Genomic DNA, 15,881 nt, shown 5'->3' on the forward strand with positions numbered 1-15,881 from the left:
GCGCCAGGATCGCCCGGTCCCGGTTACGGCCCATCGCCGCAAACAGCGCGTCCCACCGCTCGTCCGGCATCGCCCTCGGCTTCCGCTTCGGCAGCCGAGGGTTATAACGCAGCCGCCCCTCCGGACGGAATGCCTCCAGCGGGTTGTGGTGCGCGTGCGCCCGGCCCCGGCCCGCCCGAGCAAGCACAACCGGATTCACCAGCGGCCCCTCACCACGCTCCAGCCAGAACTCATAGAAGGTCCGCAGCACGGCGTTGCTGTGCCGCACCGTCGCCGGCCCGTAGCCGTCCCCGAGGTGGCGCTTACGGGTCACCGGGTTGACCTGCCCCACGGTCGCCCGCGACCCGACCCGCGCCGCCGCGACCGGCTTGGTCGCCTGCCCGAGCCACAGCACGAAGTCCCGGACCTCCGCCGGACTCACCCGGTCCCAGGCCACTCCAACCGCGACCAGAAAYCGCCACCACCGCAGCAACGCCAGCGCATAGCTGCGCACCGAGTTCGCCGACCGGCCCTGCGCGACGAAGTCCCGTAGGAAGACCTCGACCGGCTCGACCGGCTCACCGAGGCCGTCGACCAGCCTCCACGGCACCACGCCGTCGGACGCGACCACGCTTCCCCACAGCGGAAGCCGGATCGCCTCGATCACCCGATGATCGCTGTCCTCAAACACCCAGCACCCTCCAAGATCAGAGAGATGCAGACTGTTCCGACCTGTCCGACCCTGCCCTACGACACGCCGTTCGACCTCAGGAAAGTCCGGTCAACAGTTCCGTAACGATGATCTTGTCGTAGGGGGCGTGGTCCGCGTCGCCGATGGCGCCGTCGCCGGTGACCACCCGCACTCGGTCGTAGCTGGTCTCGGCCAGGGCGCGGCGGGCGTGGTCAGTTCGAGCTGACCGAGCATCATCGCCACCACGGTCGGCACGGAGATGCAACTGGCGGGCCGGTCTGCGCCGGGCTTGATGGTGATCGCCTTGTTGGCGTACGCCTCCTCGACCGAGGCCGCGGGAACGAACCGGTGCCGGGGAACGGCCCGAAACGCCTGCTCGATGCGCTCGGAGCGCAGGTGACCAGCGGTGCGGATGTTGCTGATCATCTGCTCGCGCAGGTCCTCGGGGCGGGTGCTGGTGGCGTTGGTCATCCGGTTCCTTCGTGTGTGTACTTGCGGATACGGGCGAGTGCGTTGGTCCGGCCGTGGGCGGGACGGTGAGCAGGCAGGCGTCCCATCCGGTGCCCGGCGGCAGATCGGTGAGCGCGATTCCGGCGTCGCCTTCCAGCATCCCCCTCACCTCCGATAGTTTTCGGGCCGCCTGGGCGCGGCGGTGACGCCAGCGGTGTTCCAACCGGGACAGGACCTCGGCGAATTCGCCGCCGGGTTCGGTGTCGGCGAGTATCCGGCGGGAGACGTGCACCAGCCCGGCCCAGCCGTGGCACRGCGAGTCGTCGCCGAGTTGGGCGAGTTGAGCCTCGTCGGTGAGACACGCGACGAGCGTGGCCTTGGCGTCGGCCACCCTGTTCGGGGTGTCCAGTGCCTGGGCGGTCAGGTGGCGGGCGCGGGCCAGGCCGGGGGCGCCGTAGCACCAGGACGGGCGTTGCGGACCCGGCTGGTCGGCGGCGGYGTTGACCCATTCGAGTCCGGTCAGCCCGTTGATCAGGTCGAACTCCCGCAGCGCGGGCAGTTCGCCGCGGTCGATCCGCTCGTGCGCTGCCTCCAGGCGGGTGCAAGTGATCGCGGCGATGTGCTCGTCGAGGGTGTGCAGTGCGCCGGTGTAGACGGGCTGGCCGGCGGTGCGCAGCACGAATGCGACCGCCGGGGCGCCCCGGTACAGGCCGGCGCCCRTGTCCGCGGCCACGGGTTCGGCGGTCATGGCCTTGACCCATTGGTGGGCGGTGGCCCAGTCTCCGATCCCGGCGCGGGCATAGGCGATGTGCAGCAGCGCCAGCCCGGCGGCCCCGTCTGCCAGGGATTGACCCCCGCCGGGTGCGGGATGGTGCTCGGGCGGTGGCGTGTACGGGTCGGTGTAGGTCACCGGGCACCACTGCTACGGCGGGCTCGCCAGGTGAGCGCGGCTTGCCGGGCCAGGCGGCGGCAGGTGCGTTCGCTGTCCCGGTTGATGCCGACGGCCCGGTTGTGGTGCATGTGCAGCAGCGACTCCGGCACCACGTCGGTGTTCGCCTCCGGTGGCAGCGCCTTGTGGTAGCTGGCCAGCGCGTCGGCGCGGTTGTCCCACGCCGGCCCGATGTCGATGGTCCAGCCGGACAGCGACCACAGCCCGGCCGGGTCGGTGGCGAGCTGGGTCGCTCGCTCGGCCACCGCCCGGTCGAGGKCCGCAGCGGCAGCCGGGGCCGGCCGGGCGGCCAGCCAGTCCATCGCCTCGTTGGGATCGCCGAAGAACCCGCTGACGATGCCTACCATGTTCGCCACCACCAGCCCGAGGTCGACCTCGGTGGTGGGCTGGTGCCGCAGCAGGGCGGCCATGGTGGCGGAGTCGGCGGCGAAGACGTTCTCCGCGGCGTCCAGTGCCTCGCCATGCCCGTAGCGGCCGACTTCCGGGGAGTAGGTGTCGATCACCAGCCGCCCGRCCAGTCCTGCTTGGCGCATCCGCTGCGCCCACTCCCCGACCGCGTTCGAGTACTGCGCATAACAGTCGGGGGTAGTGCGCAGCCGCAGGCGCAGGTGGTCTGTCTCCTGTCGGCTGCGGTATCGCAGCCACCAGCACGCGGGTGTGTCGAGCGTGGCCAGCAGGCCGGGAAGCGCCTCGGCGACGATCTCGCCGATCCGTTCGGGATGGGTGAACAGCTTCGCCGAGAGCCAGGTGGCGTCCGGGGCGCCGGGCAGGTGCCCGTGTGTGTTCGTCACGACGGGTAGGAGGCCGTGCAGCGGGGCAGATGGTGACCGGGGGCAGCGCGATTTCGTGGGCGTGGCCGTCGATCCACCCGTAGTCGGCCGCCGGGGTGGCCGCGTACAGGATCGCCTGGCCGTGCCGTTTGAGGTGGGCGTGCAGGAGGGTGGCGTGGGCGGGCTCGTTGAGGGTGAGGCGCAGCGTGCGGTCCGCGTCGCGGAGCTCGACCACGTCAGGGCAGTCCCAGCGCAGTCCCAGCGGCGCCGCCACCGGTCGAGTACCTGCCTCCACTGGCCGGGACCGGCCTGGCCGGGTGGGAGGTCGTCGGGGGGCAAGCCGCCCCTGGGCCGGGGACAGGACGGTGCGCCGGTAGCGCACCCGTGGCAGGAACGGCAGCCSGACGCGCGGTCCCCAATCGAACTGGTACCAGGCGGCGGAGAACGCCCTGGCAGGTGTGCCAGGAACCGGGCCAGCGGCGGGGGCTGTTTGTCCCGTGCGAGCGCGTGGAACACCTGCGGCTCAACCACTTGACGACGCGAGATGCTGACCAGGTGCAGCCGGTCGCGGGTCGCGGTGATGGCCAGGTCGTCCATCGTGAGCAGGCTGTCGTCGCCGGGCTGGCGGTGTTCGCCCAGCGGGAGCACGTGGTCGAGGTAGGCCGGGACGCGGCAGACGTTCTCCGCGTGCGGGTACAGCGGCCCGAAGGACATCTGCACCCGCAGCGCCCCGGCGGTGGCGGCGGGCAGTGCCCGGTACGCCCGCGCCAGGCCGGACCCGGTGGCCGTCGGGGTGAACCGGCTGGTGAGGGTGCCGGCGGAGCGGGCGGGCGCGACGGTGAGCAGGAAGTCGCCCCGATCCAGTGCTTGGGTGGTGGCGGCGTGGATGCGGGCGGACAACTCTACGTGTGGCGGGATGTACCRGTCGTCAAACGTTTCGCCGGTCAGCTCGCCGATCACGTCGTCGGTCAGGATGATCTCGCGGGTGCCGTCGGCYATCGCCTGCCAGGTCAGCACCAGCAGCMGCTCGTCGCGCTCGGAGATCCCCGGTGGYGGCGTGGGCAGCACGCTCCCGCGATACCCCACCGGATACCCACGCAGTCGCACCTGAACGGCTCCCGCTCCGGGCCTGCACCGCGCCGTGCCGTCACCAAACCGGGTCAGCTAGTAAAACCTTTGGCTTCCTATTGAAATCTAGGCCGAAAATAGGATGTCATACTAAAATCTTCGATGACACCCGACAGCGGGGACGGGCTGTCGTACCTCGTGTCGTGTATCAGGCGTCGTGTACCAGACCGGGTAGCGCCATCGGGTAGGTCGTCGAGACGTTCCGCCCAGTTCCTTCGTGTACCCACAGTGACCGAGGGCGAGTGACTCCATAAGAGCTTACGAAGCAGAACGTCATTATCTCGCCCGTTTTGGCGGTGTACTGACCGGTTGATGGCGCCAATGCGGCTCTCGATAAGCTCGGGTCACGGCCAGGCGATAACACGGTGCGTATCGATCGGGCGGGTACGTCGCCCACCGGGATATGCCGCTGCTGGCCTACCCGGGAGCGGATGGTAATGTCCGCCTTGTCCTAGTCCGCTGTTCTGGCAAGCAGCGGGTCCAACTGACCAAGGCACATCGCGGTTCTCGGTGCTGGCGCGCTCCGGGAAGGTAGGCGATCGTGSTGGGGGGTGGCGCGGTCTGAGCATGACAGGTGGAGCAAACCGTGACATGCCCTGCCGGGGACACGCCCTCGGTTGATTTTGTATCCGCTGCGCCCGTGGTCGAGCTGGACCGGCCATACAGCCAGCAGCGCTGGTCGCTGATGCTCCCGCACCGTGATCGGCTCATCCACATAGCCCGTAGGCGGTTGCCGAGCAAGGCCGACGCGGAGGACTGCGTACACGAGGCATTCATCCGCGCCGCCGGATTTCGGGATCTCGACGCGAGCCGGGTCGGGCAGTTTCTGACGACGACGGTGCTACGTCTCTGCGTTGATCACCATAGAGCTCGTCAGCGTGCGGAGCGGGCGGTCGTGCGCGGCTATCTGCAGCCGTGGGAGCCGGCCCCGGACGACGCCGTCTGTGACCGTGCGGAAGCCCGCTGGCTGCTGGCCCGGGCCGGGGGACTGCAGGGCCGGGAGCGTGAGGTGATCATGGCTCGGGCGGCCGGGAAGAGTACCCGGGAGGCGGCCGCGGATCTGGAGATCAGTCTCAAGGCGGCCGAGGGAGCGTTCACCCGCGGACGCGCCCGTCTTATTTCCTTCTCTCGGAACTGATGCTCCGCAGCCGCAGGCCCCGCGGGGTCGGGTGGAAACCGGCGCGCTCCAGGGCGGCACCCAGGGTGCTGCCGACGATCGTCTGGCCGTCCGCCTTCTCCACCGTGAGCCTGCCGAGCAGGCCGTCCCGCACGGCGCGGGCCAACGCCTCCACCGCCGGGGCCACCCGATGGTCGTCCTCGGTCCATGACAGCAGGGAACGGCCCCCGCGTTCCACGTAGAGGATGAGTTCCCCGTCGATGATGACGACCATCGCGMCCGCCTTGCGCCCCGGCCGGTGGCCGGCGGCGCCGTCCGCGTCATCCCCCGGTCGGGTCGGCCAGGGCAGCGCGRCACCGAACGGGTTGGCCGGATCGGCCGCGGCCAGGACGACGGCCTGCGCGGACGATGAGCTCGGTGGGCCGGCCGCCGGCTGCGCCCAGGCCGGGGCCGCCTCGGCGTCCCGCTGTGCCGCGGCGATGGAGCGCAGCCGATCGACCGCTCCCGGGACGGCGAACTGGGCCGCGCCCAGGGACTCGACGAAGTAGCCCCGGCGGGCGCGGCCGGCGTCCTCGAAGGCGCTGAGGACCCGGTAGACCCCGGCGAACCCGCCCGGGTGCCGCTCGCCGGTCACCGCGCCGCGGGTGACGATGCCGTGGCGCTCGAGCAGCGCCTCGGCCAGCGCGTGGGCGCGCCGGGTCGGGTCGGTGTCCCGCTCGGGCAGCAGCGACCAGCGGCCGGCGGCCGTCGGGGGGCCGGCCCGCCGCGGCATCGCCGGCCGTCCGTACCGTGCCGCCCGGGGACGGGGGGCACGGTACGGACGGCCGGCGGAACCCAGCAGGGCACGCAGCGGGGCGAGGGTGTCGTTGGTTACCCGCCCCGCCCAGACGAGATCCCAGAGCGCGGTAGCGAGCGCCGTGTCGTCGAGCGAGCCCATCCGGTCGGACAGCGCCCGGAAGAACAGGGCCGCCCCGCCGGTGAGCGCGTCGAGAATCGCGGTGTGCAGCGGACCCGAGGCGATCTCCGGGTCGGGCGGAGGCAGCAGCAGGGGCGCGGTGTCGGCGAGGACCAGGGTCAACCAGCCGTCGTCCCCGGGCAGCCCGCCGGCGCCAGCCCAGTGCACCTCGCCGGCGGAGCACAGCTCGTCGAGCATCGTCGGTGAGTAGTCGGCGACGCGGGCCGGGAGGACGAGCTGTTCCCATGCGCTCGCCGGGATCAGCGCGCCCTGCAGCTGCTCGACGGCGCGCAGCACACCGTCCACCCCCCGGCCACGTCCGCTGGTGACCGACTGCCAGGCCGGCAGGAAGGCACCGAGGGTCCGGGGCGGCACCGCCTCGACCTCCTTGCGCAGGGCGGCAAGGCTGCGTCGTCGCAGCGCCCGCAGCACGCCCGCGTCGCACCACTGCTCACCGCCGCGGTCGGGATGCAGCTCACCGCGGACGAGGCGGCCGCTGCGGACCAGCCCGTCCAGGACACCGGCGACCACCGCCGTGCCCAGCCCCAGCCGGGCGGCCGGTTCCTCGGTGTCGAACGGTCCGTGGGTACGGGCATAGCGGGAGATCAGGTCGCCGAGAGGGTCACGCACCGGTTCGGTGAAGGCGTCGGGAACTCCCACCGGCAGCGGTACGCCCAGGGCGTCGCGCAGCCGGCCGGCGTCCTCGATCGCGACCCACCGCTCCTCGCCGGCGATACGGACCCGCAGGGCCCGGCGGGTCTGTTCGAGCTCGGCGAGCCAGCCCGGGGTGGCACCCCGGGCGACCGCCTCCTCGGTCGTGAGGTCACCGAGCATTCGCAGCAGGTCGGCCACTCCCTCGACATCGCGGGCGTGGCGATCCGGGGCGAGCCGCGTGAGCTGGGCGGCGACCTGCGCGAGCGCCGCTGGATCGATCAGCTCCCGCAGGTCCGCCTCGCCGAGGAGCTCGGCCAGCAGGGAGCTGTCCAGCGACAGCACCTGCGCCCGGCGTTCGGCCAACGGTACGTCCCCGTCGTACATGAAGGCGGCGACGTAGCCGAACAGCAGGGCGGAGGCGAACGGAGACGGGGACGGCGTCTCCACCTCCACCACCCGCAGCGTGCGGGCCGACACCTCGCGCATCAGCTCCGCGAGCGCCGGAACGTCGAACACGTCCTGCAGGCACTCTCRCATGGTCTCCAGCACGACGGGGAAGCTGGCGAACGTCGCGGCGACGGACAGCAGCGCTGCGCTGCGCTGGCGCTGCTGCCACAGCGGGGTCCGCCGCCCCGGGGTCCGGCGGGGCAGCAGCAGGGCCCGCCCGGCGCACTCGCGGAACCGGCTGGCGAACAGGGCGCTGCTCCCGATCTCCGCCCGTACGATCGCGTCGATCTCGTCCGGCTCGAACAGCGCGAGATCGGCGCCGGGCGGCTCGGCGGCATCCGGGATCCGGGCGACGATGCCGTCGTCGGTGTGCATGATCTGGACGTCGACCCCGTACCGCTCGCGCAGCCGGGCGCCCAGGGCGAGCGCCCAGGGCGCGTTCACCGGAGCACCGAACGGGGAGTGCACCGCCAGGCGCCAGTCGCCGATCTCGTCCCGGAAACGCTCCACGACGATCGTCCGATCGTCGTGGAGACGGCCGACGGCAGCCTTCTGCTCGTCGAGGTAGCGCAGCAGGTTGGCGGTGGCCCGATCGTCGAGGCCGGCGGCCCGGACGCGGTCGGCCGCCGCCTGCGCCGGCAACCTGGTGATCTCGCGCAGGAACGCGCCKAGCGCGCGGCCGAGTTCGGCGGGTCGGCCTGGGGCGTCGCCATGCCAGAAGGGGAGCCGGCCGGGCCGTCCCGGAGCCGGCGTCACCAGGACCCGGTCGGCGGTGATCTCCTCGATGCGCCAGCTGGATGAGCCGAGGAGCACCACGTCGCCGACCCGCGACTCGTAGACCATCTCCTCGTCGAGTTCCCCGACCCGGCTGGAGCGCTCCCCGACGAGGAAGACGCCGAACATGCCCCGGTCGGGAATGGTGCCTCCGCTGGTCACGGCGAGCCGCTGGGCGCCCGGGCGGGCGGTGAGGATCCCGGTGACGCGGTCCCAGGTGATGCGGGGACGCAGCTCGGCGAACGTGTCGGAGGGGTAGCGGCCGGCGAGCATGTCCAGGACCGCCTCGAAGGCGGAGGTCGGCAGCGTCGCGAACGTCGCGGTGCGCCGGACCAGCGCGCCGAGCTCGTCAACGTGCCAGTCCTCCATCGCCGTCATTGCCACGATCTGCTGCGCCAGCACGTCGAGGGGGTTGCGCGGGTACCGCAGCCGCTCGATCGCCCCCGAGCGCATCCGCTCGGCGACCACGGCACATTCGAGCAGGTCGCTGCGATGCTTCGGGATGATGACGCCGCGACTGGCGGCGCCGACCTGGTGGCCCGCGCGGCCGGTGCGCTGCATCCCGGCGGCGACGCTCGGCGGGGACCCGATCTGCACGACCAGGTCGACGGCTCCCATGTCGATGCCGAGTTCCAGGCTGGAGGTCGCGACGACCGCGGGCAGCCGGCCAGCCTTGAGATCCTCCTCGATTCCGGCCCGTTGCTCGCGGCTCACGCTGCCGTGGTGGGCCCGCGCGATCTCCGGCCAGCCCGCCGTGCCGCCGCCTTGGCCCGAGGCGCCCATCAGCGCCGCGGGGGACGTCCGGCCGGCTTCCCCCGGCCCGTCCCCGGCCACGGATTCGTCCGCGGCGGTGGCCGCGGCGAGCCRCTCGGCGTACAGCTCGTTCAGCCGGGCGCAGAGTCGCTCCGCGAGCCGGCGCGAGTTGGCGAAGACGATGCTGGCGGAATGAGCCAACACGAGGTCGAGGACACGCTGCTCGACCGCCGGCCAGATCGACGCTCGGTGCGGGGCGGAGGCCGCCGAGCCGTCCGGGGACCCGTCGAGGAGCTGTCCGCCGAGCTGGGTCATGTCCTCGACCGGCACCACGACGTCGATCTGGAGGGTCTTGGCCGCGGGCGGGCGGACTACCGCCACCGGGGCCGTTCCGCCCAGGAATCGGGCGGCCTCCTCGACCGGCCGCACCGTGGCGGACAGGCCGATCCGCTGGGCCGGGGTGTCCAGCAGGGCGTCCAGACGCTCCAGGCTCAGCGCGAGGTGGGCGCCGCGCTTGGTGCCCGCCACCGCGTGGACCTCGTCGACGATCACTGTCCGGACGCCGCGCAGCGACTCCCGCGCGGCACTGGTGAGGATGAGGAAGAGCGACTCCGGGGTGGTGATCAGGACGTCGGGGGGCCGGGTGCCGAAACCGCGTCGTTCGGCGGCGGGGGTGTCGCCCGACCGCAGACCCACGGTCACGTCCGGCTGGGGCAGACCGAGCCGTTGCGCGGCGGAGCGTATCCCCGCGAGCGGTGCCCGCAGGTTCCGTTCGACGTCGACGGCCAGCGCCTTGAGTGGGCTGACGTACAGCACCCGGCAGCGCCGGGTGGGCTCGGCCGGCGGCGCCGAGCGGGCCAGGGTGTCCAGCGACCACAGGAAGGCGGCCAGTGTCTTCCCCGAACCCGTGGGTGCGACGACCAGCGCGTTGCCGCCGGTGCGAATCGCCTCCCACGCGCCCCGCTGGGCGGGGGTCGCGGCGGTGARGGCCGCGCCGAACCAGCTCCGGGTCGGGGCGGAGAACGCCGTGAGCGGATCCGGCGGATCGGGGGAAGCGAAGCTGGGCACGTTGACCAGTCTGCGTCGAGGGACCGACAACCTTCCGCCGGTGTGGTTCATGACGGGCCCGCCGTGGGGCCCGGCCTCGACCCGGTCGTGCTTCCCGCGGTCGTGCTTCCCGTGGCCGCGGTTCCGCCGGTGGGGACCCCCGGTGGGGATCCCCGACCAGGACCCCCTTGGGTGGTCCCGTCCCGTCCGGACGGTGCACACTGGCGAAGTGCGGTTGACCGAGTTCTGGGCGAAGATGAACACACGGTTCGGTTCCGCGTACGCGGAGTCGTTTGCGCGTGATCATGTGCTGCCCGGTCTCGGTGGCGCGACGGTCGAGGTGGYCCTGGCCCGTGGTGACGATGCCAAGACCGTCTGGCGGGCCGTGTGCGAGGAGTTCGATGTGCCGGCGCGGGAGCGCTGAGCCACCGTCCGGCGTGTCGTCGGGTCGTCGAACGCATGTTCGTCTAGAGTCGTCCTCGTGCGGCTACTTGTCCACAGATCATCCTCGACTCTCGAAACTGTCGGACCCACGGCCTAACGTCATCCTCGTGGCCAAGACTCGACGACCTCAGCATGGAGTAACTCCAATGGCAGGACTCGACCGTGAGAAGGCGTTGGATAACGCCTTGGCGCAGATCGACAAGCAGTTCGGCAAGGGATCGGTCATGCGGTTGGGGGACGACACCAGGCCGCCGGTCCAGGCCATCCCCACCGGTTCGATTGCTCTGGATGTCGCGCTCGGCATCGGCGGGCTGCCGCGGGGGCGCATCATTGAGATCTACGGCCCGGAGTCGTCCGGGAAGACGACCGTCGCCCTGCACGCGGTGGCGAACGCGCAGGCGGCTGGTGGTATCGCGGCGTTCATCGACGCCGAGCACGCGCTCGACCCCGAGTACGCGGGAAAGCTCGGCGTCGACACCGACGGTCTGCTGGTCTCCCAGCCTGATACCGGCGAGCAGGCGTTGGAGATCGCGGACATGCTCGTCCGGTCTGGCGCGCTGGACATCATCGTCATCGACTCGGTGGCCGCGCTGGTCCCGAGGGCCGAGATCGAGGGCGAGATGGGGGACAGTCACGTCGGCCTCCAGGCCCGCCTGATGTCCCAGGCCCTGCGCAAGATGACCGCGGCGCTGGCGAACTCCGGTACGACCGCGATCTTCATCAACCAGTTGCGCGAGAAGATCGGGGTGATGTTCGGCTCCCCGGAGACCACGACCGGTGGTAAGGCACTGAAGTTCTATGCGTCGGTGCGCCTCGATGTCMGTCGTATCGAAACTCTCAAGGACGGCACGGAGGCCGTGGGTAACCGGACCCGCGTCAAGGTGGTGAAGAACAAGGTGGCGCCGCCGTTTCGGACCGCCGAATTCGACATCGTCTACGGAGGCGGTATCAGTCGGGAGGGTTCCCTGATCGACATGGGTGTCGAGCACGGCATTATTCGTAAGTCCGGTGCCTGGTACACCTACGACGGCGATCAGCTCGGCCAGGGCAAGGAGAACGCCCGGTCTTTTCTGCGGGACAACCCCGATCTGGCCAACGAGATCGAAAAGAAGATCAAGGAGAAGCTCGGCATCCTGCCCAGTCTCGAATCCGATGCCGTGGCGCCCGTTCCGGTCGATCTGTAGCCGATGGCAGGAGCAGATCCGGGGAATGCCGCGGCCGGTCCGTCATTCGCCCGGACGGTGGTCGTGGTGGACGGGGGGCCGCGGCCGAAGGATCCGATCTCGGTCGCGCGGGAGATCTGTCTGCATCAGCTGGCGACCAGAGCGAGGAGCCGAGCGGAGCTTGCGGCGACCATGCGGCGACGGGGGGTCACCGATGAGATCGCCGCTGTGGTCCTCGACCGGTTGGCCGCCGTCGGTCTAATCGACGACGAGGCCTTCGCTGCCGCCTTCGTCTCCTCCGCTCGGGCCCGTCGTGGGCTGGGTAGGCAGGCCCTGGCCACAGAGCTGCGTAAGCGGGGAGTGGATCCGGACACCGTCGAGGCCGCCATGGCGCTGGTCGGAGCGGACGACGAGGAGGAGAGCGCCCGCGAGCTCGTCCTTCGTCGGCTGCGGTCGATGGACCGCCTGCCCGAGCAGGTTCGTACCCGAAGGCTCCTCGCCATGCTGACCCGAAAGGGCTATCCGGTCGAACTGGCGGTCCGGGTCGTGAGCGAGCAGGTCGCTCAGGGGCCCGACGGCGGAGGTCGGATGGGCTGGGTGGTCGATGGCGACGAAGACGACGGCTCGGTGTGAGTGGTGGGGAGATTGAGCCTGGGCCGTCAATGTGCCCTTATTTCTTGACCAGGGATTGTGCGAGACCTAGTCTTTCTTGAAAGGTGACAGGACTCCCGCGGCGACGCGGTCTTGATAGCTCGTCCAACTCACACGGAGGCAGCCGCTGCGCGTGGGTGCTCGAAGGCGGTATGCCCGCCGGCCGGTCGACGTTGGATTGGCCGGTTCGGGAGGCCGTCCGGGCTCCATATCGCAATGGCGTAATCCGCGTGCTGCCCCTCTACGGCTGTGATCGTGCCGAGACGAGGGTCCTTCGCCGCTCCAGCCCGCCTGTGCGGGTCCGACGGAAGCGGAGGGAGCAGCGATGGAGGGCGTCCTCGTCGTCCTGTTGTCACTCGTACTTGTTGTCCTGAGCGTTCTGATCCTCGCCGTGGCGCGGTTGGTCCGGGCGACCCGGGTCGACAAGGTACCCGACCCCGCTCCGGTGGTGCCCCGAACCCCGGCCGCCCGGGGCGTCGGGGACGTGACGGGTCCGGCGGACTTTGACGAGGAGCCGACGGTCCGGGTCCTGCCCGCCCCTTGGGAGGGTTCCGGTGCTCCGGCCACGACGGACGCCGACTCACCCGCCGATCGGGACGGCACCGCCGCGCGGACCGGGGATTCGGCGGTGACCGCCGGTCGCTCCGACGGCGGCCTCCGCGCGGCTCATGGTGGTAGCGCGGAGGAGGCGGCGCAGATTGTGGCCCGAGCCGAACGGGAGGCGGCGGAACGGTTGGCGCGGGCTGAGCGGGATGCCGCCGAGATCCGGCGGCGCGGCGAGGAGGATGTCGCCCTACTGCGCGAGCGGATGCTCGCCGAGGCGGCGGTCGAAACCTCGCGAGTCCAGGCCGCGGCGAGAGAGTCCGTCCGCGCCGAGCAGGAGGCCGCCCGGACCGAGATCGCCGCGACTCGGGCGGCGTTCGACGGTGAGCAGCAGGCCTGGCGGACGGAACTGCAGAGCCGGGAGGTTGCGATAGCCGCCCGGGAACAGCGCGTCGAGGACCGGATGGCCAGCCTCGACGATCATGGTCGCCGGCTGGCGGACCGCGACCGCGACCTGCTCGACCGGGAGAACGACCTGACCCGTCGGACGGCCGAGGTGGCCGACCTCGAACGTGCCCGTCATGCCGCGCTGGAGCAGGTGGCCGGGCTCACCGCCGGGCAGGCCAGGGGAGAGCTGATCGCCGTCATCGAGCAGGAGGCCCGGCGGGAGGCGGCGCTGACGGTCCGCGAGATCGAGGCCCGGGCCGAGGAGGAGGGTGAGGAACGCGCCCGCAGGATCGTGACCACCGCCATCCAACGGGTCGCGTCCGACCAGACCACCGAGTCCGTCGTGACGGTCCTGCATCTTCCCGGCGATGAGATGAAGGGCAGGATCATCGGGCGGGAGGGGCGCAACATTCGGGCTTTCGAGTCCGTCACCGGGGTCAACGTGCTCATCGACGACACGCCCGAGGCGGTGCTGCTGAGCTGCTTCGATCCGGTGCGTCGCGAGGTCGGTCGCATCACGCTGGCGGCTCTGGTGTCCGACGGCCGGATCCATCCGCACCGCATCGAGGAGGAGTACGCCCGCGCCCAGCTCGAGGTGGCCGAGCGGTGCGTGCGGGCGGGCGAGGACGCCCTGCTTGAGACCGGCATCTCCGAGATGCACCCCGAGCTGGTTAACCTGCTGGGCCAGTTGCGTTACCGAACCAGCTACGGCCAGAACGTGCTCGCGCACCTGATCGAAAGCGCCCACCTCGCCGGAATCATGGCCGCCGAGCTGCGCATGCCGCTTCCACTCGCGAAACGAGCGGCTCTGCTGCACGACCTCGGCAAGGCGCTCACCCACGAGATCGAGGGCTCTCACGCGTTGATCGGGGCGGATGTGGCCCGTCGCTACGGTGAGGACGAGCAGGTCGTGCACGCGATCGAGGCCCATCACAACGAGGTCGCACCCCGCTCGATCTGCGCGGTGCTGACCCAGGCCGCCGACCAGATCTCCGGTGGCCGGCCTGGCGCCCGCCGCGACAGCCTGGAGTCGTATGTGAAACGGCTCGAGCGCATCGAGCAGATCGCCGGTGACCGTCCGGGTGTCGACAAGGTGTTCGCCATGCAGGCCGGCCGGGAGGTGCGTGTCATGGTCGTGCCCGAGGAGATCGACGATCTCGCCGCCCATCTGCTCGCCCGGGACGTCGCCAGGCAGATCGAGGAGGAGCTCACCTATCCGGGTCAGATCCGGGTGACCGTCGTGCGCGAGACCCGTGCGGTGGGCACCGCCCGCTGAGCCGGAACGCGGCCGCCGAGGCGGCGGTCCTGGCTGCGGTCCAGCCATCGGGCCAGCAGCGACAGCAGCCCGTTGGTGACGATGTACATCACCGCCATGACGGTGTAAATGGGCAGGGCGTACCTGCTGCCCAGATACTCGACCGCCCCGCGCCCCGACCGCAGCAGCTCGCTGTAGGCGATGACGTAGCCCAGCGAGGTGTCCTTGAGCAACGTCACCAGCTGGCTCACCAGCGTCGGGCTCATCCGCCGGATCGCCTGGGGAAACTGGATGAGGCGGAAGATCTGGACCGGCCGCAGCCCGACCGCCGCCGCGGCCTCCGTCTGCCCCCGGTCGACCGACTGGATCCCGGCGCGGAAGATCTCGCTGAGCACCGCCCCGTTGTAGGCGGTCAGCCCGATGACCAGGGCCCAGAACGCCGAGAGCCGCCAGCCGAGCGCCGGCAGACCGAGGTAGGCGAACAGGATGAGCATCAGGACGGGCAGGCTGCGGAACAGCTCCACCAGCAGCGTGGCCGGGATGCGTACCGCCCGGCGCCGGGACAGCCGGGCCAGGGCAAGCAGGGTCCCCACCGCCGAGGCGAACAGCATCGCGGTCAGCGCGGCGCGCAGCGTGTCGAGCAGCCCGTTCCACAGCAGGGTGCGTAGCGCCGGCTGATCGACGAAGACACTCCAGCGCTTGCCGTCGAGCTGGCCAGAGTCGGCGAGGCGGAGCACCGCCAGCGTGACCAGCCCGACGAGGACAGCGGCGGCCACCACGCTCGCGATCAGGATGCGACGCCGACCACGCGGACCCGGTGGATCGGCCAGGATGATCTCGGTGCTCATTGCGCCCTCGCCACCCGTCGTTCGGCCAGGGACAGCCCGGCTGCCAGCACCACGGTGAGGATCAAGTATGCCACCACGCCGCCGAGCAGCACGGCGATCACCGCGTCCGGATTGGCGGTCGTGAGCCGTTGGACCATGCCGGTCAGCTCTTGGACGCCGAACGCCGCGGCGATCGAGGTGTTGCGGATCAGTGCGCTCACCACGCTGCCCAGCGGTTGCAGCACGTTGCGGAACGCCTGCGGAAGAATGATCATTCGTAGTGTCTGGGAGAAGGTCAGGCCCAGCGCACGAGCCGCTTCGGCCTGACCGAGGTCGACCCCATTGATCCCGGAACGCACCGCCTCGCAGACCAGCGCGGCGTGATAGATCGAGAGCGCGACCACCGCGAACATGAAATACGAGAAGACGATGTCCAGCTGTGGCAGGACGAACACCACGAAGAAGAACACGACGGTYAGCGGGGTGTTGCGGACCGTCTGCACGTAGGCGGTGCCGGTCCAGCGCAGCGGGGGCACGGGGGAGACCCGCATCGCCGCGAGGACGGTACCGAGGATCAGCGCAGCCACGGACGCGAACAGGCTTAGCCCGACCGTCCGGCGGAAGCCCTCGGCGAAGATGTCGAGGTTGTCGATGACGGCGTCGATCGCTGTCCTCCCTCATGCGGTGGCGGGTGGACGACCGGTCGGCGCGGGTGAGGCCGACCGGTCGTGCCCCGAGCGATGATCGGCGGATGCCGTTCAGCCGGTGCCGGTCACCTGATATCGATCACCTGCTACCGGTCAACGGCCGCCGCTCAACGGCCCTCGACCCGCGGAG

General features: G+C 71.0%; 11 protein-coding genes. 5 read left to right on the top strand and 6 right to left on the bottom strand.

Annotated elements, in window-relative coordinates; translation table 11 throughout:
• The 3 genes from Manayef4_RS05200 to Manayef4_RS05210 all read right to left on the bottom strand — a co-directional run.
• A partial coding sequence (locus Manayef4_RS05200; protein WP_175443326.1) for a site-specific integrase occupies positions 1 to 670 on the bottom strand: 670 nt, incomplete at its 3' end.
• 76 nt (positions 671 to 746) lie between these two features.
• Entirely contained in the window at positions 747 to 2,030 is a 1,284-nt protein-coding gene (locus Manayef4_RS05205) for a lanthionine synthetase LanC family protein (protein WP_070130834.1), read from the bottom strand.
• Positions 2,027 to 3,946, bottom strand: a complete 1,920-nt coding sequence (locus Manayef4_RS05210) for a lantibiotic dehydratase (RefSeq protein WP_175443327.1) — start codon at positions 3,944 to 3,946, stop codon at positions 2,027 to 2,029. Before Manayef4_RS05210 ends, Manayef4_RS05205 begins: the two co-directional genes overlap by 4 nt.
• Before the next feature lie 661 nt (positions 3,947 to 4,607).
• Here Manayef4_RS05210 and Manayef4_RS05215 point away from each other — a divergent pair.
• Positions 4,608 to 5,105, top strand: a complete 498-nt coding sequence (locus Manayef4_RS05215) for a sigma-70 family RNA polymerase sigma factor (protein ID WP_232235020.1) — start codon at positions 4,608 to 4,610, stop codon at positions 5,103 to 5,105.
• Here Manayef4_RS05215 and Manayef4_RS05220 read toward each other — a convergent pair.
• On the bottom strand, positions 5,083 to 9,786 hold the full coding sequence (locus tag Manayef4_RS05220) for an ATP-dependent helicase (protein WP_083282284.1): 4,704 nt from the start codon (positions 9,784 to 9,786) through the stop codon (positions 5,083 to 5,085). The two genes, Manayef4_RS05215 and Manayef4_RS05220, sit on opposite strands and share 23 nt — an antisense overlap.
• 157 nt (positions 9,787 to 9,943) lie before the next feature.
• Here Manayef4_RS05220 and Manayef4_RS05225 point away from each other — a divergent pair, with 157 nt between their 5' ends.
• The 4 genes from Manayef4_RS05225 (at position 9,944) to rny (ending at position 14,238) form a co-directional block, all read left to right on the top strand.
• On the top strand, positions 9,944 to 10,138 hold the full coding sequence (locus Manayef4_RS05225; RefSeq protein ID WP_070130879.1) for a DUF3046 domain-containing protein: 195 nt from the start codon (positions 9,944 to 9,946) through the stop codon (positions 10,136 to 10,138).
• 166 nt (positions 10,139 to 10,304) lie between these two features.
• Positions 10,305 to 11,342: a recombinase RecA gene (gene recA, locus Manayef4_RS05230; protein WP_070130837.1), complete on the top strand. Its 1,038-nt coding sequence runs from the start codon at positions 10,305 to 10,307 to the stop codon at positions 11,340 to 11,342.
• Between the two features lie 3 nt (positions 11,343 to 11,345).
• Entirely contained in the window at positions 11,346 to 11,954 is a 609-nt protein-coding gene (recX, locus tag Manayef4_RS05235) for a recombination regulator RecX (RefSeq protein WP_011437902.1), read from the top strand.
• A 343-nt stretch (positions 11,955 to 12,297) separates the two neighbouring features.
• A complete protein-coding gene (rny, locus tag Manayef4_RS05240) occupies positions 12,298 to 14,238 on the top strand; it encodes a ribonuclease Y (protein WP_011437901.1) in 1,941 nt (646 codons plus the stop codon).
• Here rny and Manayef4_RS05245 read toward each other — a convergent pair.
• Together Manayef4_RS05245 and Manayef4_RS05250 are read right to left on the bottom strand one after the other, a co-directional pair.
• Positions 14,184 to 15,065 carry an amino acid ABC transporter permease gene (locus Manayef4_RS05245; protein ID WP_011437900.1) on the bottom strand — a complete coding sequence of 294 codons (882 nt, stop codon included), beginning with the start codon at positions 15,063 to 15,065 and terminating at the stop codon, positions 14,184 to 14,186. The genes rny and Manayef4_RS05245 overlap by 55 nt on opposite strands.
• Positions 15,062 to 15,709 (bottom strand): amino acid ABC transporter permease, encoded by a 648-nt coding sequence (locus tag Manayef4_RS05250; RefSeq protein ID WP_070130838.1) that lies wholly within the window; start codon positions 15,707 to 15,709, stop codon positions 15,062 to 15,064. Before Manayef4_RS05250 ends, Manayef4_RS05245 begins: the two co-directional genes overlap by 4 nt.
• Between the last annotated feature and the right edge of the window lie 172 nt (positions 15,710 to 15,881).

Source organism: Frankia sp. CgMI4, assembly GCF_001756285.1.
GTDB classification, from domain to species: Bacteria; Actinomycetota; Actinomycetes; order Frankiales; family Frankiaceae; genus Frankia; species Frankia casuarinae.

Bases quoted from the DNA above. Each gene is read 5' to 3' on its own strand.
- recX (WP_011437902.1), top strand. From the start codon at position 11,346: ATGGCAGGAGCAGATCCGGGGAATGCCGCGGCCGGTCCGTCATTCGCC.
- rny (WP_011437901.1), top strand. From the start codon at position 12,298: ATGGAGGGCGTCCTCGTCGTCCTGTTGTCACTCGTACTTGTTGTCCTG.
- Manayef4_RS05245 (WP_011437900.1), bottom strand. From the start codon at position 15,065: ATGAGCACCGAGATCATCCTGGCCGATCCACCGGGTCCGCGTGGTCGG.